This is a genomic window from Alicyclobacillus sp. SP_1 (assembly GCF_024706985.1).
In the GTDB taxonomy this organism is placed as follows: Bacteria; Bacillota; Bacilli; order Alicyclobacillales; family Alicyclobacillaceae; genus Alicyclobacillus_I.
In genome coordinates, this window is the sequence record NZ_JAMCCX010000008.1 from 26,657 (window position 1) to 52,094 (window position 25,438).

The 25,438-nt window shown below is 54.6% G+C and carries 22 protein-coding genes and 1 riboswitch; of the genes, 18 read left to right on the plus strand and 4 right to left on the minus strand.

Annotated features, from left to right (window positions below; translation table 11 throughout):
* Window positions 1-106 precede the first annotated feature (106 nt).
* Window positions 107-409, plus strand: a complete 303-nt coding sequence (locus tag M4I36_RS00785; RefSeq protein WP_258109706.1) for a hypothetical protein — start codon at window positions 107-109, stop codon at window positions 407-409.
* A 286-nt stretch (window positions 410-695) separates the two neighbouring features.
* Here the strand turns inward: M4I36_RS00785 and M4I36_RS00790 are convergent, their stop codons facing one another.
* Window positions 696-1,985 (minus strand): DNA polymerase IV, encoded by a 1,290-nt coding sequence (locus M4I36_RS00790; RefSeq protein WP_258109707.1) that lies wholly within the window; start codon window positions 1,983-1,985, stop codon window positions 696-698.
* A 160-nt stretch (window positions 1,986-2,145) separates the two neighbouring features.
* Here M4I36_RS00790 and lepB point away from each other — a divergent pair, with 160 nt between their 5' ends.
* The 6 genes from lepB to M4I36_RS00820 all read left to right on the plus strand — a co-directional run bounded on the left by lepB (window position 2,146) and on the right by M4I36_RS00820 (window position 7,549).
* Window positions 2,146-2,682: a signal peptidase I gene (lepB, locus tag M4I36_RS00795; protein WP_258109709.1), complete on the plus strand. Its 537-nt coding sequence runs from the start codon at window positions 2,146-2,148 to the stop codon at window positions 2,680-2,682.
* Window positions 2,683-2,748: 66 nt separating this feature from the next.
* Window positions 2,749-3,204 carry an arginine repressor gene (gene argR / locus M4I36_RS00800; RefSeq protein ID WP_258109711.1) on the plus strand — a complete coding sequence of 152 codons (456 nt, stop codon included), beginning with the start codon at window positions 2,749-2,751 and terminating at the stop codon, window positions 3,202-3,204.
* A 60-nt stretch (window positions 3,205-3,264) separates the two neighbouring features.
* Window positions 3,265-4,455 (plus strand): M20 metallopeptidase family protein, encoded by a 1,191-nt coding sequence (locus M4I36_RS00805; protein WP_258109712.1) that lies wholly within the window; start codon window positions 3,265-3,267, stop codon window positions 4,453-4,455.
* Window positions 4,456-4,582: 127 nt separating this feature from the next.
* Window positions 4,583-5,479: a cysteine synthase A gene (gene cysK, locus M4I36_RS00810; protein ID WP_374985083.1), complete on the plus strand. Its 897-nt coding sequence runs from the start codon at window positions 4,583-4,585 to the stop codon at window positions 5,477-5,479.
* A gap of 64 nt (window positions 5,480-5,543) precedes the next feature.
* On the plus strand, window positions 5,544-7,073 hold the full coding sequence (locus tag M4I36_RS00815) for a serine hydrolase domain-containing protein (protein ID WP_258109713.1): 1,530 nt from the start codon (window positions 5,544-5,546) through the stop codon (window positions 7,071-7,073).
* Window positions 7,074-7,234: 161 nt separating this feature from the next.
* Window positions 7,235-7,549, plus strand: a complete 315-nt coding sequence (locus M4I36_RS00820; RefSeq protein WP_258109714.1) for a hypothetical protein — start codon at window positions 7,235-7,237, stop codon at window positions 7,547-7,549.
* 104 nt (window positions 7,550-7,653) lie between these two features.
* Here M4I36_RS00820 and M4I36_RS00825 read toward each other — a convergent pair whose 3' ends face one another.
* Entirely contained in the window at window positions 7,654-8,547 is an 894-nt protein-coding gene (locus M4I36_RS00825; protein ID WP_258109715.1) for a YitT family protein, read from the minus strand.
* 123 nt (window positions 8,548-8,670) lie between these two features.
* Between M4I36_RS00825 and M4I36_RS00830 the strand changes: the two genes are divergently transcribed.
* From M4I36_RS00830 to pyk, 7 genes are all read left to right on the plus strand, one after another.
* Window positions 8,671-9,978 carry a DRTGG domain-containing protein gene (locus M4I36_RS00830; protein WP_258109716.1) on the plus strand — a complete coding sequence of 436 codons (1,308 nt, stop codon included), beginning with the start codon at window positions 8,671-8,673 and terminating at the stop codon, window positions 9,976-9,978.
* 9 nt (window positions 9,979-9,987) lie between these two features.
* Window positions 9,988-12,984 carry a DNA polymerase III subunit alpha gene (dnaE, locus tag M4I36_RS00835; protein ID WP_258109717.1) on the plus strand — a complete coding sequence of 999 codons (2,997 nt, stop codon included), beginning with the start codon at window positions 9,988-9,990 and terminating at the stop codon, window positions 12,982-12,984.
* Window positions 12,985-13,036: 52 nt separating this feature from the next.
* Entirely contained in the window at window positions 13,037-13,519 is a 483-nt protein-coding gene (locus tag M4I36_RS00840) for a phosphatidylglycerophosphatase A family protein (protein ID WP_258109718.1), read from the plus strand.
* Window positions 13,520-13,663: 144 nt separating this feature from the next.
* Complete coding sequence (locus M4I36_RS00845) at window positions 13,664-13,858, plus strand: glutamate decarboxylase (protein WP_258109719.1); 195 nt, start codon at window positions 13,664-13,666, stop codon at window positions 13,856-13,858.
* A 15-nt stretch (window positions 13,859-13,873) separates the two neighbouring features.
* Window positions 13,874-14,782 (plus strand): acetyl-CoA carboxylase, carboxyltransferase subunit beta, encoded by a 909-nt coding sequence (gene accD / locus M4I36_RS00850; RefSeq protein ID WP_258109720.1) that lies wholly within the window; start codon window positions 13,874-13,876, stop codon window positions 14,780-14,782.
* Entirely contained in the window at window positions 14,760-15,746 is a 987-nt protein-coding gene (locus M4I36_RS00855; protein ID WP_258109721.1) for an acetyl-CoA carboxylase carboxyltransferase subunit alpha, read from the plus strand. Before accD ends, M4I36_RS00855 begins: the two co-directional genes overlap by 23 nt.
* Before the next feature lie 124 nt (window positions 15,747-15,870).
* Window positions 15,871-17,625 carry a pyruvate kinase gene (pyk, locus tag M4I36_RS00860; protein ID WP_258109722.1) on the plus strand — a complete coding sequence of 585 codons (1,755 nt, stop codon included), beginning with the start codon at window positions 15,871-15,873 and terminating at the stop codon, window positions 17,623-17,625.
* A 133-nt stretch (window positions 17,626-17,758) separates the two neighbouring features.
* Here pyk and M4I36_RS00865 read toward each other — a convergent pair whose 3' ends face one another.
* Entirely contained in the window at window positions 17,759-18,640 is an 882-nt protein-coding gene (locus tag M4I36_RS00865; RefSeq protein WP_258109723.1) for a bifunctional 5,10-methylenetetrahydrofolate dehydrogenase/5,10-methenyltetrahydrofolate cyclohydrolase, read from the minus strand.
* Between the two features lie 128 nt (window positions 18,641-18,768).
* Window positions 18,769-18,849: riboswitch (ZMP/ZTP riboswitch) on the minus strand.
* Between the two features lie 199 nt (window positions 18,850-19,048).
* Between M4I36_RS00865 and M4I36_RS00870 the strand changes: the two genes are divergently transcribed.
* Window positions 19,049-20,302, plus strand: coding sequence for an MFS transporter (locus tag M4I36_RS00870; RefSeq protein WP_258109724.1), 1,254 nt, complete (start codon window positions 19,049-19,051; stop codon window positions 20,300-20,302).
* A gap of 95 nt (window positions 20,303-20,397) precedes the next feature.
* On the opposite strand, the gene M4I36_RS00875 is transcribed toward M4I36_RS00870, so the two are convergent.
* Window positions 20,398-22,053, minus strand: coding sequence for a hypothetical protein (locus tag M4I36_RS00875; protein WP_258109725.1), 1,656 nt, complete (start codon window positions 22,051-22,053; stop codon window positions 20,398-20,400).
* 228 nt (window positions 22,054-22,281) lie between these two features.
* Between M4I36_RS00875 and M4I36_RS00880 the strand changes: the two genes are divergently transcribed.
* From M4I36_RS00880 to M4I36_RS00890, 3 genes are read left to right on the plus strand one after another with little or no spacing between them, the layout of a single operon-like run.
* Window positions 22,282-23,100 (plus strand): GNAT family N-acetyltransferase, encoded by an 819-nt coding sequence (locus tag M4I36_RS00880; RefSeq protein ID WP_258109727.1) that lies wholly within the window; start codon window positions 22,282-22,284, stop codon window positions 23,098-23,100.
* A complete protein-coding gene (gene menC / locus M4I36_RS00885) occupies window positions 23,097-24,239 on the plus strand; it encodes an o-succinylbenzoate synthase (RefSeq protein ID WP_258109728.1) in 1,143 nt (380 codons plus the stop codon). Before M4I36_RS00880 ends, menC begins: the two co-directional genes overlap by 4 nt.
* Window positions 24,236-25,399 (plus strand): M20 peptidase aminoacylase family protein, encoded by a 1,164-nt coding sequence (locus M4I36_RS00890; RefSeq protein ID WP_258109729.1) that lies wholly within the window; start codon window positions 24,236-24,238, stop codon window positions 25,397-25,399. The genes menC and M4I36_RS00890 overlap by 4 nt, the downstream gene beginning before the upstream one ends.
* The last annotated feature ends 39 nt before the right edge of the window (window positions 25,400-25,438 follow it).

Below are 25,438 nucleotides of genomic sequence, written 5' to 3' on the forward strand. Positions count from 1 at the left end.
GGACGTAGGCGAATATCTTTGTCATGCGGGAGTGACGGATATCGATGCGCGTCACGATGTATGATTGGCGGTTGAACATGGGATATCTAGAGGGGATGGACGGTTCATGCGCAGAAAGACTGCTTATGTGCGGAACGGGCAATTGAAATCCGTGTTGTACGGAGCGGCGACGGTCGCTTTGTTGGCTTATGCAGTGCCCAAAATTCCTCGGCTGGAACACGGGCTAGGAGGAACTTTTTCATTTTTGTGGATAGCTTTTGCAGGGCTTGCTGTCTCGGCCAATGTTTATTTTGCTGTGGCCGCAGACAAAGAGCGAAGTTACATGCTGGAGATGCAGACGGCGCGGCGCGAGCACGCGATAAGCTCTGTGCCAGCAGAGACAGTGGAGCAGACGCGGGCGCGTGGATAGCAGGATTGGCCTCAAGTGGCAGAAATGTGAGCAGAGGAAAGAGCGAGACTATGGCTCGGAAATGTGCCTGCGGGACGCTCTTTGCGCCCCGCGGCGATGTCTTGAAATATCACTTGTGTTTTCGTGAGTAGAAAGCCACATAGGCTGCCCCAGCGATGATACAGAGGACCATGGTGACAATCGGATCGAGCGCGCCATCTAAAAATTCCACGACATGTTCTCCCCCTTCGTCTCGTCATCTCGAGATGGTTCATGGGACTGCTCACGGTGCAGAGCGGCCATAGGTTCAATCTGGTTCGTCCGTGCGTTCGAGGGAAGTCCCTCGATGCTTTTTGTCGCGTAGGCGATTGGACTCACTCGGCAAAGCCATCCGGCCACGCATGACAATATTTTCGCCGTACTTGTCCCGCAGTGCATCGGTCACTTGCGAGAGTCGGTGGCGCTTCTCTTTCCGCTTCAGTGCATCTAAGCTCGAGCCTGTAGCGCCTTCTCCCACGTCAAATAGAGTCAGTTGAACGTCTTCTTCCTCGTCCTCATAAGGACTCAGTTGGCCTAGTGCCACTCCGAGTAGGCGCACCGGACGCTTGCCGTTCCAGGCCGCGCGGAGCAGTTGCTGTGCGGCATGATATATGTCTTCGGTCAAATCGGTTTTCTGCTTCAGTGTGGTGACGCGCGTGATGGTCTCCATCGACGTGTAGCGCACAGTCAACTGCACGGTCCGGCCGACCAAGTTTCGCTTCCGTGTTCGCCTTCCCACGCCGTCTGCCAAGTTTAGCAGCGTGCGGCGCATCTCCTCGAGGTCGCGACAGTCGGATGCAAGCGTGGTGGAGTGACCGATACTTTTCGGTGGACCTGGATGAGGTTGTACCTCTCGCAGGTCTTCACCAGAAGCCCACTGCTGCAGTTCCACGCCTCTTGCCCCAAACCAACGCTTCGCCTCGGCTGGATGGAGTCGCGCCAAGTCTCCGATGGTGCACACACCGCGCTCTACAAAGCGACTTGCGGAGCGCTCTCCCACTCCGTACATCTGACGGATGGCGAGTGGCCACAGGTCTTGTTCGAGACGGTCTCGCCGCAGTTCGAAACAGCCACGTGGCTTTCGAAAATCACTGGCCATTTTCGCTAAAAACTTATTGTCTCCAATCCCGACCGACGCAGGCAGATGCAATTCGTCCCATAAGGCGGTTTGGAGCGTTTTCGCTAGCTGTTGCGGTTCTCCAAAGAGATGGCTCTGTGTGACGTCCGCGAAACACTCATCAATGCTCACGACCTCAACAAGTGGCGTGAAGCGGCGCACGATGTCAAAAAAAAGTCGAGAATAATGGCGATAGAGCACAAAGTTTGGCTCAATCAGCAGGAGGTGCGGGCAAATTCTCAAGGCTTCGCGGACCGTCATCGTCGCCCGAACGCCGAGAGCGCGAGCTTCGTAGCTGGCGGTGACGAGAATGCCATGGCGAGTCTTTGGGTTGCCTGCGACAGCCGTCGGTCGATGTTCGTATTTGTCCGGTTCCTCGGCTGCATGGCATGAGCAGTAAAAGGCATTCATGTCGACATGAAGGATATCCCTTGCGCTCACCTCGTCTGGTTCGCCTCCCGGGAAAGGTCCACACCTGTTCGCCCGAAAATCGACGAGTGCCTGACCTTCTGTGCGCTTTGTCTATTGTATCATGATGACGGAATTGTGGACGGGGTGGCGAAACGGACTGAAGTTCGGCATACTGAAGAGGACTAGATTCTTGAGTAGAGGTGAACGCATGCGTAAAGTGTGGGATTGGGTATGGCCGATTGCGTTGGGATGTGCCGTAGCTTGGGGCATCATTCAATGGGTGGTGTCGTTTGCGGTAGTACCGACGGGTTCAATGTACCCAACCATTCCAAACCCTTGCTACATCCTCGTCAATCACCTAGTGACGGAGTTTTCTCCGATTCACGAAGGTGAAGTCGTGGTGTTTCATTATCCTGATGACACGAAAGAGATATTTGTCAAGCGTGTCATAGGTACGCCTGGAGATACGGTGTACATTCATGGTGGCAAAGTCTACGTCAACGGAAAAGTGCTACCCGAACCTTATTTGCACGGAGAACCGACACTCGGCACGTTTGGACCGTATCATGTGCCGAAAGGAAAGTATTTTATGATGGGCGATAATCGACAAAATTCATTCGATAGTCGCTTTTGGAAGCCGCATAAGTACGTGCCGCGTTCGTATATTATCGGATCGGCAGATTTCGTGATTTGGCCGCTGAGCAAAGTAGAGCCAATTCCGCAATAAGGAATGAAGGGCGCCGTTGCGACCAGACCATCAAATCTGTTCCCACCGACCTGGGGAGGTTCGCTGGTGAAAGAGAAGCGCCATATGCGCATTAAGGAATTGGTCAGTCAGCAAGAAATTGAAACACAGGAAGAGTTGGTAAAAGCCCTAGAGGAGTCCGGCTTTCCTGTGACTCAGGCGACCATCTCCCGGGACATCAAAGAGTTGCAGTTGATTAAAGTGGTTGGTTCCAGTGGCCGCTATAAGTATGCCATTCCTGTGGCAACTTCCGTCGTCACCGTCGAAGCCCTGAGGCGCAAGTTGACAGACGTCTTTATCACGCAGTCGCGAGCGCAAAACTTGATTGTCATCAAAGTCATGCCGGGGAACGCTCATTCGATTGCGGCCATGTTGGACGGCCTCACTCAGCATGGATTACTCGGCACGATTGCAGGCGATGACACGATTCTCATGGTGTGTCAAGATGAGCCATCGGCGATGGATTTGGTCGATTTGTTGCTACACCAATCGGGTTCGGTCTAAAGTCTAAGAAATCGCGACGCTGTGTCTGAGCAAATGGCTGAATATGGGGAGGCGCGCTTCATGGCGATAGCTTCGGTGGAAGAGTCGGCTTTGGCAGAAAGACTGCGAAACTTTCGACGGCATTTGCATCAACACCCGGAACTCAGTCTCGAAGAAGTGCAGACGACTGCCTCAATCGTGGAGTTTCTTAAAGACAGCGGCATTGAGGTACTGTCTTCCAACTTGCCTACGGGCACATTTGCTTTGGTCCGTGGGAAACGGCCGGGTCCGTGCGTCGCCATTCGCACCGACATCGATGCACTTCCGATTGTCGAACAGACTGGGTTGCCGTACGCCAGTACCATCGAAGGCAAAATGCATGCCTGCGGTCACGACTTTCATACTGCCTCTGTTCTCGGAGCGGCATGGTTGGCGCAACAGTGGGCAGACTCGGAGGAGTCGTTCGCGGGGAGTATTTTGTTTGTGTTTCAGCCTGCGGAAGAGGTGGGTGCAGGGGCAAAACAGGTGGTTGCCAGCGGTGTCCTTCAAGAGCAGGGAGTCCGTTGCATTTTTGGCGAGCACAACAATCCCTTGCTCGAACGCGGCTACATTGGCGTTAAGTCGGGACCACTCATGGGGAGTGTCGACGACTTTCGGATTGTCGTTCGCGGAACGGGTGGACACGCGGCCATTCCGCAGACTTCGGTCGATCCGATATTGGTCGCGGCTCATCTTGTCACGGGATTGCAGTCGCTTGTGAGCCGCAACGTGTCTCCGCTGCACTCGGCGGTCGTTACGGTCGGGCAGTTGCATGCGGGGACTGCGCGCAACATCATCCCCGAAGAGGCGGTGTTGGAGGGCACGGTTCGCACGCTACAGCCAGAGAATCGAGATTTACTCGAAGAGCGCTTGAAGACACTCGCCTTCTCGACGGCGGCAGCGTTCGGAGCGAGTGCGGAGGTCGACTATGAGCGGCAGTTGCCGGTGACAGAGAGTGACGAAGCGATGGCAGCCATTGTTCGGGAGGCGGCTCAGCACGTGGTCGGCGTTGATGCTGTGGTTGAGGCCATGCCGACGCTCGGGGGAGAAGACTTTTCCATCTACGCTGAACATCTGCCGAGTTGCTTTTTCTGGGTTGGAACGGGCAAGCCTGATGGTTCCTCAAGGGGTTGGCATCATCCACAATTTGATGTCGATGAAGCACAGATGTTGGTGGCAAGCAAAATTTTTGTGGAAGCGGCGCGCAGAGCCTTGGTGCATTTTTCGAAGTGATGCGTGTGGCGGGCGATTCTCGGCCGAGAGCAACGGATGTTTCCGCACTCGATAGTACAGCGGTTCGATGTTGGTCGTGGAGAAAGAAAGGGTGCTGCTTGTGACGATTTATCAGTCAGTGCTCGATATGATAGGCAATACGCCGATTGTCAAGTTGCGGCGTCTTCCGAATCCAGACGGGGCGGATGTGTTTGTCAAACTGGAAGGGCACAATCCCGCCGGGAGCGTTAAAGACAGGCCAGCGCACAACATGATTGTCCGTGCCGAGGCGGAGGGAAAGCTCATTCCCGGAAAAACGACGGTCATTGAACCGACGTCGGGGAATACCGGAATCGGCATTGCTATGGTCTGTGCCGCGAAGGGCTACCGTTGCATCATCACGATGCCGGACAATGCTACGGAAGAGCGCGTGAAAATTCTTAAAGCGTACGGTGCTGAAGTGCATTTGACTCCGGCTGGCTTGCGGATGCAGGGGGCGATTGACGAAGCTGTCAAAATCGCCAAGACGTTGCCGCACACGTTCATTCCGATGCAGTTTGAAAATCCGGCCAATCCGGATGCGCACCGAAACACTACGGCAAAAGAGATATTTCGGGACTTCGAAGGTCGGTTGGACGCCATGGTCCTGACGGCAGGTACTGGAGGCACGGTCACGGGCACCGGAGAAGAATTAAAGAAGCTGATTCCCGGCATCAAAATCTATGTCGTTGAACCTGCGGGCAGTCCAGTGCTCTCTGGGGGACAGCCTGGATCTCACAAGATTCCTGGAACGGGCCCTGGTTTCGTCCCCAAGGTCCTGAATCGACAGGCTTTCGACGAAATTTTGCTGATTGAGGACAGCGATGCTCAGTCGATGGCGAGGCGCTTGGCAGCGGAAGAGGGATTGTTGCTTGGCGCTTCGGGTGCGGCTGCCGCATTTTTTGCTCTTCGCATCGCGGCGGATTTGCCAAGGGATGCGCGCGTGTTGTCCATTGCACCGGACACGGGCGAACGTTACTTGTCGTCCGACCTCTTCAAGTCCTGAGTTCTGTAGCAGTCGTTCGCCGACTTTTTACGTTTCCCTGCGGTTGCTTTAAGGGGGTCGTGGCGTGGCCCACTTATGGGCAGATGTCGTTTCACTTGTCATCTGGTTGGCGTACCTGACGGCACTGCTGGATTTAGGACGTCAGTCGGAGAGCCGTGCGTCGCGTCGCGAACTGGGTCGTTGGCCGATGGGGTGGAGACTTCTCGTCTTCTCGATGCGGGTCGTGCTGTTCGCATTTGGAGTGATTGAAGCGATTGCAATCATCCCGGCGGTCAGCCGCTTGAGGTGGTTTCATGCAGTCTCCATCTGGATAGCCGTTCTCTGGATAGCGGCCATTTGTATCCGCCCAATAGTCGTGCCAGCTTTGCGTCGCATCACCTTACGAAAAGCTGCGGCACCTGTCCTGAAAGTGCGGCGGATAAGGTGCTCGCGTCACTTTGCCAGTGTACCTGCGGGGCGTCTGGGTGCGTCGCATCCAAGGTGCATCGCTGCGCCCCGGCGCTGGCACCTATCAAGACAAACCGTTCTTGTGCCGCGCGATGTCAGACTACTTCAGCGCCTTATGGCAGACTGCGTGGAGCAAGCACGCCCATATTTGCACATGCGGCCACGCACTCGGCTCGCTTTCGGTCTGTTTCACGGCGACTACGAGATGCACCTCTCGGTAGCGAATGTTGAGATGCTGCCTGGCGTGGCTCCGCATCGAGCGATTTATGAGGTGGGTTCTATTACCAAGTTATGGGCCGCGTCGTTGCTCGCAGACTGCATAGAGCGCGGACAATTGGAGCTTTTAACCCCTTTGTCGGACATCTTCCCGACTCGTCTGCCGCCCGGCTCTAGCGCCGGGGACATCTGTCTTGCGGACCTCGCGACTCACCACTCCGGACTGCCTCGTCTTCCGTCCAATCTGTTGTTGGGTGGGCGCTTTCTGTCGCGATTTTCTCCCTATCGGAGTAATCCATACCGTTTTTTTGATGAACGTCGACTCTTTCGCTTTTTGCGACGCTTTCATGCCAAATCAAACCCTGCTCGGCAGAAGGACTATGGAACCTACTCTAATTTAGGGTTTGATATACTTGGCCATGCCCTCGCCAAAAAGTGTGGGATGTCTCTCGATGCCGCGCTGGACGAGCATCTTTCGCGCCCTCTCGGACTCCGCAGCACGTCCCTGAAGGTGCGCAAAGAGATGGCCCGTCGCCTCCTCCCCGGACACGCCTTTGGCGGGCGACTGGAATCCAACTGGAAGACGCACTTTGGTGGTGCGCTCGGGTTGCACTCGAGTACCGAAGATGTGGTACGGTTTTTGCGCGCGAGTTTTGCCTCCCTGGAAAGACAGTTGCAACATCCTGCCCTGCGATATGCCTTACAGCGTCGGGCCAGTTTTGCACCTGGTCTTGGCATCGGTCTCGCTTGGATGCTCCCCGAACGAGTTCCCGTTGCGTGGCACAATGGTGCGACGGGTGGGTATAGTAGCTTTGTCGGCTTAGACCTACTCGAGCCGAGAGGGCTCGTTGTGCTGTCGAATGACGCTGCTTCGGTCGATCCGCTAGCACTCCACCTGTTCCGCTCTCTTCGCGAGCGCACCCTTCCGTGATGCCAGTTTGTGGCGCCGTGATGGTTCTTGGCACCGACGACTTAGTGAGCTGGCCCATGTTGCCTGTTACTCGAAGGGGCCGAGTGGCACATCATCTATGGGTTGTGGTAGGCTAAAGTTGCAACGCGAACTTTCCGAAAACAAAAGGAGGCGCGTCCTAAGTGAGTTTTTTTAAGGCGTTGAAACGAGTACCCGAGTCTTTGAGTGGTTCTGGGCATGATATGTCTGGAGCTGCGAAGGAGCCATTGCCGGAGCATGAGTGTGACCATTGTCATGTGGCCATGGAGTACAAAGGCCCACACGCGATTCGTACGGGCGGACTAAGCAGGAAATTTGGTTTGGTCGGAGATGTCGTGTTGGGTGTTGGGGAGACCATCATCAGCAATGTTTTGGAGCGAAACGTCGCCGTTCACGTATTCGTCTGCCAAGAGTGTGGTCGCATTGAGATGATTAACGACCCGAAACACGGCTTTTAATTCGACTCTTTAACAAAATTCATCGCATCCATGCACTTCCAGAACATACGGTAGCCTGGCCACTTCGCCAGGCTTTTCCTATAAAACGTGGACAAAACGTCCGGTCAGTCTATGATATGGCGAAATTGACCGAGTACTTCGGTCGTGTCGAGGACCGTCATAAAGGCTGATTCATCCATCTGTTGGACGAGAATTTTTAAGTCGGCAATTTCGATGACCGTCAATACGCACATCAAGACACCGAGTTCGGCGTTGCTGTATGTCCCTTCGGCACGCATCAGCGTGCTACCACGCGTCAAACGGCTGTTGATGGCCGCAGCCATCTCGTTTGCCTTGGATGTGACGATGAGCGCCGTCTTTCGCTGTTGATGATGCATCAGTGCAGCAATCACGCGCGCCGTGGCAAACATGGATACCAGGGTGTACATACCAGCTTCTGTGCCAAATACCGTTACCGATAAAAGCAGCACGATAACGTTCATAACGAGACCGGTGGACGAGACGTTGCGTCCAGTCAATCGGTAGAAGACCACAGACAGAATGTCGGTGCCGCCCATCGATCCACCGACGCGTATGGCCAATGCAGAGGAGATGCCGCCGAGCACGCCACCATAAAGAGACATCAAGAGGAGGTCGTGATGCGGGGTGCGAAAATGCAGATGAATGAGGTCGGTTGCCAGAGAGAATCCAACAATGCCTATGGCAGTTAAGACCACAAAGCGTCTTCCGAGGAACCGATAACCGAGTAAAAAGAGCGGTATATTGAAAAGAAAATAGAGTGTGCCGATGGGCAAAAATATGAAGTAGTGGTGTAAAATTTGGGCGATACCCGTTAGGCCACCAGACAGAATGTGTGCTGGAACGAGGAAGTTGTTGACCGAGATAGAACCCGCCAAGTCGCCAATCAAAACAATGACGACTCTCCATATAAAATCAAAGGTGGGGTATGACCGCAATTTCTTTACATGGACTGTTGGCGATGAGAAACGTGTGGGCATGGAGGTCGACCTTCCTTTCGAGCGTTATGCTCTCCATCCAACGTTCATCATACAGGATGCTGTCCGATTGGGTAAGGAGAATTTCGCAAGAAGTTGCAACAAGCAGACCGGGGAGGAAGTTCCGTGTCCACCAAACATGAACAGATTTTAGAATACATTGAAAGCCTGACTGTGGGAGCCCGTATCAGTGTTCGCGGCATTGCTCGCGAGATGCAGGTCAGTGAAGGGACTGCCTACCGGGCTATCAAAGATGCAGAAGTTCACGGTCTCGTCAGTGCGATGGACCGCGTTGGAACCGTGCGTATTGAGCGCAAAGAACCGCGTGAAATTGAGAGTTTGACCTATGCAGAGGTTGTCAGTATCGTCGAGGGAACGGTGCTCGGTGGACACGCTGGTCTTCAGAAAACGCTTCATAAGTTCGTCATTGGCGCCATGCGCCAAGAAAACATTGCCCGCTATTTGGACCCAGGTAGTCTCATGTTGGTCGGGAATCGAGAAAATGTTCAAAAACTATCGCTCGATTCCGGCGCGGCCGTTCTTATAACGGGAGGATTTGACGCATCGGAGGAAGTTCGGAAGTTGGCAAATTCTCGCGAGTTGCCGATTATCTCCTGTTCCTACGACACGTTCACGACGGCTGCGATGATCAACCGCGCCATTTACGACCGACTTATCAAAAAAGACATTCTCTTTGTAGGAGATGTGGCGCAGACGGAGAGTCTTGCCATGCTGCCGCGCGAAGCCACGGTGCGAGATTACTTTCACGCGGTCGAAACGACGGGCCACGCTCGACTCCCGGTGGTTGACTCTTCGGGACGGCTGGTTGGCGTGGTGACTGCTCGCGATGTCGCGGACTGCCCTGCGGAAGACTCTGTGGAGTTGCACATGTCGCGCAGTCCGGTGACGGTGACACCGCAGACGACGGTCGCGTCGGCGGCGCATCGCATGGTATGGGAAGGCATTGAGATGCTGCCGGTCATTCACAACCGAAAGTTGGTTGGCATTCTCACGCGCCAGGATGTCATTAAGTCTCTGCAAGTGATGAATCGGCAACCACAAATCGGGGAGACGTTAGAAGACATGGCGGTGCGCGGATTTGTGACCGAAGAGACGGATTCGGGTGGCATTCGCGTGGTGGGGCGAGTGACTCCGCAATTGACGAGTGGACTCGGTACCCTGTCCAGTGGCATGTTGACCACGCTCATGGAGCATGCCGCCCGAGAGTGTCTGCGCAGACGGCGCAATGTCGACATGGCAGTTGAGAACATGTCTATCTACTTTTTAAAACCCGTGTCGATTGAAGCAAATCTCCACATTACGGCGTCTGTGCTCGACTTTGGTCGACGTTTTGCGAAAGTCGAAGTTGATGTGGAAAGTGCGGAAGAGCATAGTGCGCGAGCACTCATCACCACACAGTTGATGGAGAGGTGAGCGAAGCCGTTGACTGCATTTGTCCATCTGCACGTGCACACAGGGTACTCCTTGAAGGAAAGTTGTCTGCGCATTCCGGATGCTATCGCCAAGGCGAAGAGCGCTGGTATGACTGCGCTCGCCATCACAGACACGAACGCACTCTATGGTGTTGTTCCATTTTACAAAGCAGCCCGTGAAGCTGGTATTCACCCGATTCTCGGGGCCCAATTGCAGGTGGACATGGGGTCAGTGCTGGACACGGTCGTGTTACTTGCGCGTAATTTGGACGGCTACCGAGACCTGTGTCAATTGGTGACGGCTGCCCATCAGAAGCCGCGCCAGCCGCATGTGACGCTGTCTGAACTTGCCGAACGGTCTCTGCATCTTTTCGTCCTCGTAGCTGGAGGCGAGTCTCAGTTGTTGCGGCAGTATGCCGCTGGGCAAGATGAGACTGCCACCGATTCGTTGGTGAGCCTGGTCGATGTCGTACCGACTGGGCAAGTCTATGTGGATATTCAAGACCACGGTGTGGAACACGAACGCCGGGGTCTGCCTGGTCTGCTAGCTGCGTCTCGCAAATTGGCAATACCGCTCGCCGCCACGAACGATGTCCACTATCAGGAAGAGGAAGACGCCACAGTGCAGCGCGTATTGGCAGCCATCGATACGGCTTCGCCCGCTTCACCCCTGGCCTCCACGCGCTATCATCTCGCCACTGAGGAAGAGATGTTGGCGCGCTTCGTGCACTTTCCGGAGGCGCTCGCAAACACGGTCGAGATTGCTCAAGCTTGCCAAGTGGAGCTACCTTTGGGGCAGGTCCGATTGCCAGTATATCCAGTTGCCGCTGGTGAATCGTCAGCCGAAGTGCTCCGCAAAGCGGCGACGGCAGGCGCTGTTTCACGTTACGGTACGTTGACGACAAACGTCATCGAGAGGCTCCATCACGAACTGGAGATCATCACTCGTCTCGGTTTTGCGGATTACTTCTTGGTCGTTGCGGATTTCATCCGCTTTGCCCATCGTCAGGGCATCTCGACTGGACCTGGTCGAGGCTCTGCGGCGGGGAGCCTTGTCGCCTACGCGCTTCGTATCACGGATGTCGATCCGCTGGCAAACCACCTTCTCTTTGAGCGCTTTCTCAACCCGGAGCGGGTCAGTTGGCCTGACATCGATACAGATTTTGAGTTCGAGCGCCGTGGCGAAGTCATCCAGTACGTTCAAAATCGTTACGGAGCCCATCACGTTGCGCAGATTGGCACCTTTGGAACGCTTGCAGCTCGCGCCGCTTTGCGCGATGGTGGGCGGGCACTCGGGGAGGATAATGGGCGGATCGACCGACTGGCCAAGCTCATTCCGCAGCAACCCGGCGTGACGCTTTGCGGGGCGCGGGAGCAGGTACCTGCATTGCGGCAGATGCTGGAGAGTGACCCGCGTGCTCATCGGCTTTATGAAACTGCTATTCAACTGGAAGGCTTGCCGCGCCACCCATCGATCCATGCGGCGGGCGTCATCATTTCGCCGCTTCCCATTGCCGACTTGGTGCCAGTCGTTCCTGGGCCGGATGGTATTGCCGTGACGCAGTTTCCGATGGAAGATGTGGAGTCGCTCGGATTTGTGAAAATGGACTTTCTGGGGCTGAAGACGCTGACTTTGATTGACGGCACGATTGCCAGCGTTCAGCGACGCAGCGACCAGCGGGTGGACTTTCGCAAACTCCCGACGGACGATGCGGCAACTTTCGCCATGCTCAGTCGCGGCCAGACGAGCGGGTGCTTTCAATTGGAGTCTTCGAGTGGGGTGCGCCGGGTGCTGAGGGACTTGAAGCCGACTTCAATGGAGGATTTGATTGCCGTCATTTCCCTGTACCGACCTGGTCCAATGGACAACATTCCAACATTCATTGCCGCCAAGCACGGGAGACAGCCGATTCACTACCCCCATCCGGACTTGCAGCCTATTCTCGCCGATACCTACGGAGTTATTGTCTACCAAGAACAAATCATGCAAATTGCGTCGAAGATGGCTGGGTTCTCTCTTGGACAGGCAGATTTGCTTCGGCGTGCGGTCTCGAAGAAGAAGCGCGATGTGCTGGATGCAGAGCGTGAACGATTTGTTTCTGGATGCAGGGAGCGGGGATACGGGGATGACGTGGCGAACGGTGTCTACGATTTGATTGTTCGGTTTGCAGACTATGGATTCAATCGCTCGCACGCGGCGGCTTACGCTGTGCTCAGTTATCGTACGGCCTACTTGCGGGCGCACCACCCGGCTGATTTCTTTGCGACGCTCATGACCCTAGCGAGTGCTCATCCGGATAAGGTGCGCGATTATGCAAAAGATGCGGCGGCGCTTGGAATTCGCGTCCTGCCGCCGTCGGTGCAGTATAGCGATGGTGATTTTTGTGCAGAGTCTGACACGTCCATTCGTTCGGGACTGCTTTCTCTGCGCGGCGTTGGCCGTGCGGCTGTGGCAGAACTGGTGCGCATGCGCAAAGACGGAGGCTCGTTCTCGTCGCTTGTGGATTTGGTCCAACGCGTGTCGCCGCGCGTGTGCAACCGAAAGGCGATGGAGAGCCTACTGCTGGGCGGGGCGCTGGCCGACCTTTTGCCAACATCCGAGGCATCCTCGGATGTTAAGATGAAGCTGCTTTCGAGCGCCTACGAAGCAGTTCAGGGCAGTCCGAGTAGCAGTAGTTCAGTGCCACTCTTTGGTCTGGCTGACGCCGAGTCGGGGAAGAGGGCGCTGCGCAGCGAGATAGCTCCTATGGAACAAAGCGGCGAAGGATTGGAGACCTTGTTCATCCGCTATCGCAGTTCCGCAGAGTCTAGAGCGATGCTGTCAAAAGTACGACAAATTTTGGCCGATTCACGGGGCACGACGCCTGTCGTCCTGTACGATGAAGAGTCTCGGCGCGCGCGACGCCTGGAAGAAAAGTGGAACGTTACTCCGAGCGTGGACGTGATTGCCGAATTGGAGTCGGTCGTTGGGATTGGAAATGTGAAGCTACGGCCTTCCGCCGTATAATCTGGAGAGATGCAGAGTACTGTGAGAGAGACAGGCCGTAGGGGGTGAGTGGATGAAGGATGAGGTGATTGCCCTGCTGTCCAAGCGGGGCGTTGAATTGACGGATATTGCAGCGATTGTTCACCAATTGCAGGCGCCCTATTACGCAGATTTGACCATCGATGTCTGCCGCGAGAGCGTGCTTCGTGTTTTGGACAAGCGCGAAGTTCAGCACGCACTCTTCACCGGCATTGCGCTCGACCAGTTGGCAGAGCAGAAACTTCTGCCGGAGCCACTCCAGAGCATCATGGAGAAAGATGAGCCGCTCTACGGAGTAGACGAGATTGTCGCCTTAGCCGTGACCAATGTGTACGGCTCCATCGGTCTTACAAACTTTGGATACTTGGATAAGACGAAAGTGGGTATTCTCGGGTATCTCAACAACCACGATACTGAGATACACGTTTTTTTGGACGATCTCGTTGCGAGCATTGCAGCTGCTGCCGCGGCTCGGATTGCTCATCAGCATCACGCAGCGTCTTATCCGGACGACTAGTTGGCGCAGGCACGAAGGTCATGCCGTTTTTTACTATGCTCTCTAGTGTTCGGACATGATATACTATCGTTATGTATTCCTGCTCGGACCACGGGAAGTGGTTTTGGCGTTCGGTTGGATGGGAATGGATTGGGGCGAGGGTGGATGTGGACTGTGATTTACATCGCTCAGTCCGCCAAACAGGCTGAGCGGGTGAAAGACCAACTGACCAACGAAGGCTTTTTAGCAAAAATTCGCCCGGCTCATGTGGCGAAACAGCAGTACGAGATTTTGATTCCGGAAACGGAACTGGATGAGGTGCGGGAAGTCTTAAATGACATTTTGCACTCGTCTTTTTGATGTCGAGGTGACCTAGTGCTTAGAGACCTGTTTACAAAAAAACGTCATTATGCCACGTTGCCACCGACCGAACAGCGGCCACAAACTGCTGTACCAGCGGTGGGAGAGAAAGACATCCCGCGCGGTTTAGTTGAAAAGTGTGACGGTTGCGGGGCGTTGCTGATGGCGAAAGAGCTGCAAAAAAATCTCTATACGTGCCCGCACTGTCACCACCACTTCAATGTGGACGCTTGGACGCGGCTGTCGATTACCCTGGATAACGGATCGTTCGAAGAAATGGATGCTGGAGTGCATTCCCAAAATCCGCTGAACTTTCCTGACTATCAGAGTAAGCTGGACAAGGCGCAGACGGCTACTGGATTGGTCGAAGGGGTGGTGACAGGCACCGGAAGCATTTCTGGATTTCCGGTAGTCGTGGGCGTGATGGATGCGCGTTTCATTATGGGCAGTATGGGCTCTGCAGTTGGCGAGAAATTGACGCGAGCGATGGAGAGGGCCTATGATACGCGCACGCCGATGGTACTCTTCACGGCCTCTGGTGGGGCGCGTATGCAAGAGGGTGTCCTCTCACTCATGCAAATGGCGAAGACGAGCGTGGCTTTAGAGCGCATGAATGAGGCGGGCGTCTTGTTCGTGACGGTCATCACGCATCCGACGACAGGCGGGGTCAGTGCGTCGTTTGCGTCTCTGGGGGATATTGTTCTAGCCGAGCCGGGAGCGTTGTTTGGCTTTGCTGGACGGCGGGTTATTGAACAGACCATTCGTCAAAAATTACCGGAGGATTTTCAGACCGCAGAATTTGTGTTGAAGCATGGCATGATTGACGAGGTCGTCCATCGCGCAGAGATTCCAGCTACGCTCACGACCATTCTGAGAATTCATCGACAAGGGGGGCGACCGAATGGCGACGGAGTTGGAGTTTGAGCGTCCCATTCGCGACCTTCAGGCGAAAATTGTTGAGTTGCGCGGCCTGACGGAGACGAACGGCGTTAATTTGGCCGGGGAACTGTCCAATCTCGAACACAAGCTCGAGGAGATAACGCAATCGGTTTACGGCGGATTGACAGCTTGGCAGCGCGTGCAGTTGGCGCGGCAGCCCGGTCGGCCTACCACGCTCGACTATATTCGCGGCATGTGTGAAGAATTTATCGAGTTGCATGGCGACCGTGCGTTTCGGGATGACCCGGCCATCGTCGGCGGCATCGGGTTGATGGATGGTCAAGCGCTGACCATCATTGGACATCAGCGGGGACGGGACACGAAAGAGAACCTTGAGCGCAATTTTGGAATGGCTCACCCGGAAGGCTATCGCAAAGCGCTGCGTCTCATGCGCCAAGCAGAGAAATTTGGGCGCCCGGTGGTGCTTTTCATTGATACGAAAGGCGCATATCCAGGGAGTTCCGCTGAGGAGCGCGGCCAAAGTGAGGCGATTGCTACGAATCTGCGGGCGATGGCGGGCCTGCGCACGCCGACCATCTGTATTGTCACCGGCGAAGGCGGCAGTGGCGGTGCGCTCGGGCTGGGCCTAACGGATCGAATTTTCGCCCTGGAGTATGCTTGGTATTCGGTGATTGCGCCTGAATCTGCGGCGGCCATTCTCTGGCGTGACTCTGCTTTTGCGGAACGCGCCGCTGAGTCAATGCACATCACGGCCCCCGACCTGTTGGTGTATGGGATTGCTGATGGATTGATTCCAGAGCCTGTTGGCGGTGCCCAAAAAAATCCACAAGAGGTCATTCAGAGGGTCCGCGAGAAAATTCTTGTGACTTTGCAAGAACTGAAGCAAATTCCTATTGCCGAACTCGTAGAAGCGAGGTACCATAAGTACAGGGATATGGGATCTTACTCGGAAGACGAATTGAACGGAAGCGGCGATGTCCACCCATGATGGTGGACATTCCGTTTTCCCGGGGGAAATTGCCGAGACCACTTGCAGAGTAGCTCTCCCAGGCAGGCATTTTGCCGAACGTCAGCGTTCCCAAATCTGGTTTGTTGAAAAGGAAAGGTGAGGTATGAGAAAAACAAAAATTGTGTGTACGATTGGACCAGCCAGTGAGTCTCTTGACATGCTGCGTCAACTCATGCGGGCCGGCATGGATGTCGCTCGCTTGAACTTTTCTCACGGTACATACGAAGAACATGCGGAACGTATTCGCCGCATTCGCCAGGCAGCGGACGAAGTGAACAAACACGTGGCCATCTTGTTGGATGTCAAAGGGCCAAAAATTCGTACCGGAAAAATTGAAGGCGGTCAAGTGGAGTTGGTGGATGGTGCGGAGGTCACGTTGACCATAACTCCAGTCGAGCGCGGCACTGCGAGTCGCGTTTGGATTTCGTACGAAGGTCTGGTGGAAGATGTATACCCAGGTGCCCCCATTCGCATTGACGATGGTCTCATTGGTCTCGAAGTCATTGAGGTTTCTGGAGCAGACATACGCTGCCGAGTGACGAATGGCGGCACGCTCAAGGACAACAAAGGCATCAACGTTCCAGGTGTCACGCTGCGCATCCCAGGGGTTACCGATAAAGATAAGGCGGACATTCGCTTCGGGATTGAGCAGGGTGTGGATATGTTTGCGGCTTCGTTTGTCCGCAAAGCAGGCGACATCTTAGAGGTTCGGAAGATTCTCGAAGAACACGAGTACACGGCCGACATCATTGCCAAGATTGAGACTGTCGAAGGAATGGACAGGCTCGAAGAAATTCTTGAAGTGACTGACGGCATGATGGTCGCTCGCGGAGACCTTGGTGTGGAGATTGCAACGGAAGATGTACCGTTGGCGCAAAAGCGGATTATTAGTCTCTGCAATCGTGCTGGCAAACCGGTTATCACGGCTACCCAAATGCTTGATTCCATGCAGCGTAATCCGCGACCGACGCGGGCAGAAGCGGGCGATGTCGCAAATGCCATTTTCGATGGTACTGATGCGGTCATGCTTTCCGGCGAGACGGCAGCTGGCCGCTATCCACTCGAGGCAGTGCAGACCATGGCGCAAATTGCGCTCCGCGCTGAGGATGCCATTCTCAAAAATGAGGTTGCTTATCGGCATCATGTTAAGGTCGAGCGGATGGTCACGGATGCGGTCAGCCACGCTGCCAAAGAGATGGCGGAAGACCTGGATGTGGCAGCCATTGTGACGGCCACCACATCCGGCTATACAGCTCGCAAAATTGCTAAACACCGCCCACTTCGCGACGTGATTGCCGCCACCCCGAGCAGTCAAGTAGCGCGGCGTCTCATGGTCACGTGGGGAATTCATCCAGTCGTGGTGTCGATGACGACCACGACCGATGAAGTGTTGGAGACCGCGGTTCAAGGAGCTCTCGATGCTGGCTATGTGCGCCATGGCGACATGGTGGTCATCGTTGCGGGGGTTCCGGTAGGAATGAGTGGAACCACGAATTTGCTCAAAGTGCATACGCTCGGCGATGTTTTGGTGCGAGGCACGGGAATCGGAAAAGCAGCCGCCAGTGGTCGGGCGATTGTGGCGACGTCTGCCGCCGAGATACTACAGCGCACGGAAGTCGGAGATATTCTCGTCACAGATGTGACGGATGCTGACGTGATGCCCGCCATTGAGCGTGCATCTGCCTTGGTTGTGGAAGAAGGTGGATTGACGTCTCATGCAGCCGTGGTTGCCATCTCTCTCGGCAAGCCAGTGGTGGTAGGCGCGCGCGGTGCCACCAAGTTGGTTCCTGATGGAGCCACCATCACGGTCGATCCGTTGCGGGGCCTCATCTATCGCGGCCGCGCACAGGTGCTCTGAGCACACCATCGGGTGGCCAACGTGGACACTTACTGGCACACGTCACACGTGCCTGCGGGGCACCTGCGAATGTACCGACAGAGTCCTCATCTGCTTAAGTCTGGCCCGCTTGAGCGGCGAAGTCGCTTAGTCTTTAGGTGCTGTGCGTGCCGTGGTACGGCACGCGAAGTTGAGGCAATTGGATTTCGGCAGCTTCCAAGAGATTGGAAAAGAGTTGCATAGTCGTGACTACCCCTACGCCGCCAGGCGTGGGGGTCATTGCTTTGACCACGTTGGCGACATCCGGATGTGCGTCGCCCACAATGTCACCCTGAGGAGTCTCGTTGATACCCGCGTCAATCAGCGTCAGATTTGAGTGGCACATCTCGGGTTGGATGAGTGCAGGTTTACCAACCGCGACGAATGCAATTTCCGCTTGCTGAAGGTGCTTGCCGATGTCGCGAGTGGACGCATGGCATACGGTCACCGTGGCCCCTTTGCGGAGCAGCAGGTGAAGGAGTGGCATGCCGACCGTCTTACCGCATCCGATGAGTGCCACATCGCGTCCTCGTAGGGGGATGCCGTAAAACTCTAAAAGTCTCAGGCAAGCGAGTGGGGTTGCCGGTCGCAAACCGGGATCGCCCACCATATTTGCTAATTGATTTCCTGCAGTCAGGCCGTCGATGTCCTTCTCCGGTCGAATGGCCGCCAAGATGCGATGGGTATCGAGATGATGAGGTAAGGGCAGCTCGAGCATGATTCCGTGTACATGCGAATCCTCGTTCCAATGGTGAATGGTGGAGAGTACCTGCTGTTCCGTTACGCGCACCGGAAAGGTGTGCAATTCGTATTCAATGCCCAGTTGCTTCGCCAGACGGGCTTTGGACTTGGCGTAACACAGTGAAGCTGCGTCGCCTTCGACCAAAGCGGCAACTAATTTGATGGTCACGCCGAGGCGCTGGTACGCAGAAACCGTTTCGTGGATGTGTGCTTTCATGGTTTGTGCAACGGGTTTACCGAGCAGTTGATGAGCCACAGTAATATCTCTCCTCTTCTGGGGTGGCAGGGCAAGGGTCACTACTTGGCCAACGTGAGCACGTGCAGAACTCCGCTCAGAAGCACACAAAAAGACCGCCCTCGGCAATGAGGAACAACGCAGGTTGTCCAGTTTGCCCAGGCGGTCGGCATATTTTCACTCACAGTCCCTCGTGGTGCTCCACGTTTCCGCCAGTTCTGTGAGGTGCACTCAAATCGATTGCATTCGTAACCAAGTCTATTTTAGCAAGAGCAAACTTGCTCCGCAAGCGTGTGATTGGAAATTTAGGAATTGCACCATTTTGGTTTTTATGGCACTCTAGGGTAAGCATGTTTTACGGGCAGGCCCTGCATATTTTAGACTTTTTGAATTCGGCGATGTCATTTGGTGGACTAAAGGATGAAGTGAATGAGGACATCTTATCGGCAAGTCATGAAAAACACTCTATTTGTTCGCGTTGCCTTCACGAAGCTGTCCAGTCAAGCGGGTTATGCGCTGTTCTGGTTCGCCATTCGATTGTTTGTTTTTGATAAGACGCACAGCCCGCTTCTGTATTCGTTGGTTGTACTATTGCCGACGGTTGCGCAGGTGACCTTTGCCCCGATAGCCGGATGGTTCGTCGATACATGGGGGTCCAAAGCCAGTATTATTCTCTCTGATTCGGTACGCATATTGGGAGCGCTGGCCATACCTTTTTTACCTATTTGGGGTATTTTAATCGTTGGTTTATGCGTTGTCATAGCAGACAATTTAATCTCACCTGCGGAAAGCGTGTTGGTTTCTACGGTAGTGGTCACGGGCGATTTTCTGGAAGCCAACACCATCTTGAGTTTTAGCGCCCGCATTGTCGGTCTATTAGGCCCCATCGCAGCAGGAATATTGATGAATGGAAGCAATGGTAAAATTGTCTTCTTTTCGTCTGCGGCACTCTGTGTCTTATCCGTGTTTTTCACGGCCATTCTGCCTATCCAGAGAACGAGTCACGACCGCAAAAGTCACGCAGAGGGTAGCACGAGTCGATTAAGTTGGAAATCAGCATGGTCGACTATCTTTCGAGATAAAGTGTTGACCTTTGTTGTGGTCTTTATCGGGATGGCACAAACCGTGTCCATGATGTCGGACGCGGTCGTTTTGACGAAGTTCCGAGGGGGACTGCATTTCAGTTCTAGTCTCATCGGTGTTGTCCTCAGTCTGGGCATTTTGTCTTCAGCCATTGGTTTGCCGATAGGAACTTCCCTCGGAAAGCCACTTCTAAGGAGGCTCGTTCTGATTGTGAGCGGGATTGGCTTGAGCGGCATGGGGTTCTTCTTAATCGGAGTCTTTCATTCCCACATATACACCATCCTGTCTTACGTGTTTCTTGATTTTTTTGCTGCATTCGGTGGCCCTTTGATCATCAGCACCATTCAAGAACGAGTGGAGATTTCCATACTAGGTCGCGTGATTGGAGTCATTACAAGTCTTGTGAGTGTACTGTCCATATTGGCCATTCCAATGGCGGGTCTATGGGCAACATGGGTGTCGCCCAGTGACGTATTGGTTATTTGCGGAGGAACACTCTTTCTGTTGTGTATGGCGTTCCTCCCGATTGCAGTGGTTGTTGGTAACCATGAAGTAAAACATAGAGCCCAGCACCGGATAGAAAACGAGAAATTTTTATGAATCATGAAGTCCATGAGCTAAATATGAGATCAGCACGCGCGATAAAAGAGATCATTGTAGACACGTCAAACATGCTATCCACGAATCGATATGAGTTACCTTACGTCGAGTCCGGTAGCAGAGCGCGGTGACCACACGCGAAATTCGTCAGCCAGTTTCAGCCAATCGTAAATAGGCAGCGGACTGGACAACGAAGTCATTTCCACGTCTGTGATGGGTGTATCCACTCTCATTTGGAGTATGCCCGAGGGTAAGATGTGGAAATTCACGTGTCGTTGATGGCCGATATCTACTCGAAATGACGCGACTGGGAGCTCGGTAAATAACACAGGTGGATGATTGCGGCTCATTTCAATGAACCACAGATTCGTCGCAATCACGCCAAATGTGTCACCTCCGTCGGGTTTCGAAAAATTGAACGGATCCGCCTTGGGAAGCTGTGTTGGCAACATGGGGGTGATGTCCTTTTCATGCTGAAGTTGCAACAACCGCTGTTGTCCGTTGGAGGGGATGACGACATTCCGCCACGCCGTGTGCTGGGATGTTTGGTACGAAGTCCATGCCGAGGGAGGCAGAAAAACATGCTCTAAGGTAAAATCCTGTCCGCCATCCTTCGATTGAAACAGGAAAAACGCATGGGCATTGTCTACAGAACTGAGCATCGGGGATTCGTCCACGAGCACTTCAACCAACCCGGGACTTGGCACCGCTGACTGCAGCAATTGACCAGGAAGCGAGTTTGCCATTCGAGTCCAATCGGATGCTTGGTTCGTGGATGAAAACAGGGAGACGACGTCCGTCCCGTAAAGATAGGATTCACTCACCTTGAGTCGCGTGTCTCCAGACTCGAGGATTTGATATCCTCTTTGGCTCGCGGTAGCATCGGCAGCATCGGCGGAGGCAGGTAGTTTCACTTTCTGCCATGCGGTCGCGGATGATGGGAGAAGATAGCTGGTGGTCGATGGGGTCGCGTTGGCAGACGCAGTAGACGGAGTCGGAGTTGTCGTTAATTCAATCGCCCCGTGAGTGAGACCTATCAAATGCCACCGCAGCGAGGCCCTCAGATTTGTCAACGAGATTGGCAAGGTGGGTAGAGACTGAGTCCTGACGTGATGTTTCTCCCATGTCACGCGCAGCACGGTCATGGTTTGGGAGGCTGACGAGCCATACGGGTTGACGAGAATGTCACAGGAAGACGTACTGATGGGCAGTATACTCAAAATGCCGGAAGCAAAGACGCTTGGTACGGTGTTCCAAGACTGTCCGCCGTCCATGCTGACGTATAGGTGGTGTTCTCCGGCCATCCAGGCGGTTTCAGGGTTAAGCCACTTCAGAGACACGACGTGTGCCGGACCGGCGGAAAAGAGCTGGTTGACGGCAGATAGGTTTACTTCTGGGTAAGCGGAGCGAACCGAGCGAATGGTTACTCCCGATGTTTGAGCCTTCTTTGCGGGCTTTTGCGAAACCACCGCCACGCGAACGGAGACTGCCTGTTGGGATGTAGAATTTGCACTGGCTTGACTGGCGGTTTGTCCAGAAGCAGTAGATTTGGTGCTGCTTTGACCGAGAGTGGTTGTCGTGGCGTCCGCGCCAGATTGGGTCGAAGTGGAAGTGGCAAAACGGGCTGAGGTCGTTGAAGCAGACGCTCCAGCGGATGATGCTGATGAGGTATCACAGCCTGTCACAGCGAATAGCAGTGCGGTTGTCGCCAACGGAAATAGCAAAATTCTTATCGGTTTTTTCAGATTCATCGGTTGATTAGCCTCTTTTCGCTCTCTATTTTACAATAACCTCGACCGCTTTGCTGACCGTATTCTCGGATAAGCGTTCATCAAGTAGACGAAGGAAATGCTGAGATTGTGACAAAATGCACCCGAATGACTGCGAGAAAATATTGCATAGTGACACCAGTCGCTGTTCGAGAGGAATCGGAAGGCTGTTGCAGAAGTACAGTAGTTGTGACAGATGGAGGTTCGTAAATGACGGTTCACATCAAGCGATTGACAGAGCCTGCTGAGTGTGCGCAATGTCATCGATTGGCGGCAGCAGTGTGGGGGGAAGAGTCGGCATGTTCGGTGCCGCAGATGGTCATTCACGCGAACTTCGGCGGTCTGGTGTTACTGGCTCAGGACGGCGGGGTACCGGTCGGCTTTCTCTTCAGTTTTCCGGCACGCTACAACACCGAGTGGGTCTTATGGTCGCATGAGACGGCCGTGTTGCCGGCGTATCAACATCAGGGTATTGGAACTTTGTTGAAGCGCACTCAATTTCAAGTTGCGGGCGAGATGGGTTATGAAGCCGTAGCTTGGACGTTCGATCCGCTGGTGGCTCGCAACGCCGACTTCAATCTCAACAAACTGGGGGCACTGGTCGAAGACTATCGGATTGATGTTTATGGTCCCATGCAAGGCGACCCTATTAACCGCGATTTGCCGACGGATCGCTGGATTGTTCGCCGGCCTACCACGGTAGAACGAAGCGTTCCCGAAAACGCGGCAGTTGCCTGCGCGGGCGGGGGGGAGACAGTACTTCTGTCGGTTGGCAACGAGGTTACGCCCATCCCCCACGCGTCCATAGAGAGAGCCATGGCAGGTGCTGAAGGTCGGCCGATGACTGTACAAATCCCCCTCCGACTCGACTGCCTGCTGGCCAATCAACCACGACTGGCGCACGACTGGCGCACCAATTTTCGCACTGTCGCAACCAATCTTTTAGAAGCGGGCTATGGAGTGTCTTGTTATCGGACAGAAGCGGAGCACGGTACCTACGTCTGGAAAAAGCGGAGGGCTCCAAAATGAGCGGAATGAGTGTGCGGGAAGTGGTGGTGCGGCGGCTGAACCTGCCGATGCGCGAGCCATTTGAAACGTCCTTTGGACGCGAGACAGACAAAGATGTATTGGTGGTTGAGGTGCACACAGACGCTGGCCATATTGGTTACAGCGAGTGCGTGGCGATGGCCAGTCCCGTGTACAACGAAGAGACCACCAGTACCGCTTGGCAGATGCTCAGCGACTTCTTTGTGAACCAGCTCTGGGACCAGTCCTTCCATGAGCGGGAGGATTTATTTCTCGTTCGAGACCGGCTACAACCGTTTCGGAAGAATCAGATGGCGAAAGCAGCACTCGAGATGGCTGTGTGGGATGCGTATGCCGCAGAATACAGTGTTCCGCTCTTCGAACTGCTGGGCGGTGTTCGCCGCGAGGTGCCAGTCGGAATCAGTGTGGGCATCCAGGCCTCCACAAGACGTCTGATAGAAAAAGTCGAAGGCTATCTCGAGCAAGGCTTTCAGCGCGTCAAGGTCAAAGTGCGCCCTGGATATGATGAGGAACCTCTGTCCGCCCTGCGCCGTGAATTTCCAGGTCTTTTGCTGATGGCGGATGCTAACAGTGCATACACTTTGTCGGACGTGCCGCTGTTAAAGGCGTGGGACCGCTTTCATTTGATGATGGTCGAGCAGCCGCTCGGATACGATGATTTAGTCGATCACGCCACGCTTCAAGCGGCCATTGATACGCCCGTCTGTCTGGACGAGAGCATTCACTCGGCTGCTGATGTTCGCAAGACCGCAAAAATCAAGGCGGGTAAAGTTATTAACTTGAAACTCGGGCGAGTTGGCGGCTTTGCAGAAGCGATTGCAATTCACGATGCTTGTGCGGAGTATGGACTGGACCTGTGGTGTGGAGGCATGCTCGAGACGGGAATCGGGCGCTTGCACAATATCGCCATCACGTCGCTGCCCGGATTCAATCTTCCGGGGGACACCGCGCCGAGTGCTCGCTATTTTACAGAAGATATCATTGAACCGGCGGTGGAATTCTCGACGCCGGGCAATTTAGCGGTCGAACCGCTCTGTGGGGTCCACAGTCGCGTCGATAGAGACCGCTTGGAACATTGGACCGTCGACAAGCGCACACTGCGCCAGGGGGAATCGTCATGAGCGCGGTGCACTGGACGGAACGCGCGAATGCCTGGCAAGACGAAGCTCGAATTCTCTTTGACCATTTGCACAGCCATCCGGAAGTCAGTTGGAAAGAAGTCGAGACGACCAATTTTCTGGCTACTCAGTTGCAGAACCTAGGTCTTCGCGTGACCACATTTCCAGACATCCCCGGAGTCCTTGGTGAGTGGGGGCCAACGTCCGGCGCGACGGTCGCATTGCGCGCCGACATCGACGCTCTGTGGCAACAGGTAACGGGTGAGTGGAGAGCAAACCATTCCTGCGGTCATGATGGCCATATGACGATGGTCCTCTTGGCCACGCGCTTGCTGCGCGAACGTCTGCCGAATCCAGCCGTGCGGATTCGCGTGTTGTTTCAACCTGCGGAAGAGAAAGGCGAAGGAGCCATTCGGTTTACCGAGCGAGGAGCGGTCGAGGACGTGGTCTATCTCTTTGGGGTCCACGTCCGTCCTTTGGAGGAGTTGGATGTTGGGCGCATGTCGGCGGCCATTCTCAACGGAGCCGCCATTCAACTGGAAGGGCAGGTGCGCGGTACTGCTGCCCATGGGGCTCGTCCACATTTAGGCGTCAATGCCATCGAAGTAGCGTCTGCCATCTTGCAATCGGTACAGGGCATCCACCTCGCACCGATGGTACCTCATACGGCTAAGATGACGAGACTGGTCGCTGGTGGCGATAGCGTCAACATCATTCCCGATACTGCCTCATTCGCTTTTGACTTGCGCGCCCAGACCAATGAGTGTATGGATGCGTTGGCCAACGCCGTGGAGTCTCGCATTGAGTGCATTGCATCGATGTACGGGGCAGAAGTGGAGATATGGCGAGGTCCTCGAATCATGGCCGCAGAAGTTAACCCTGAGGCGCGGGAGCTGATGGCCGCCTCAATTCAAGCGGTGCTTGGGGCCGAAGCACTGGCTCCAGACATTGTTACGCCAGGAGCCGAGGATTTTCACTATTACACCAGTTTACGGCCTGGAGTCAAAGCGACTATGCTGGGTCTGGGGTGTGGAGTTACCCCGGGACTTCATCACCCTCAGATGACATTTCAACGCGAGCTTTTGCTCGACGGAGCGAAGATCCTCGCCGAGGTGGTGTCTAGGGCCGTTGATGAGGTTAGTAGAATTTCTGCCGATGTTTGAAATCCATCAACCGCCACCTGCTGTCCGTCTTGTGTTTTG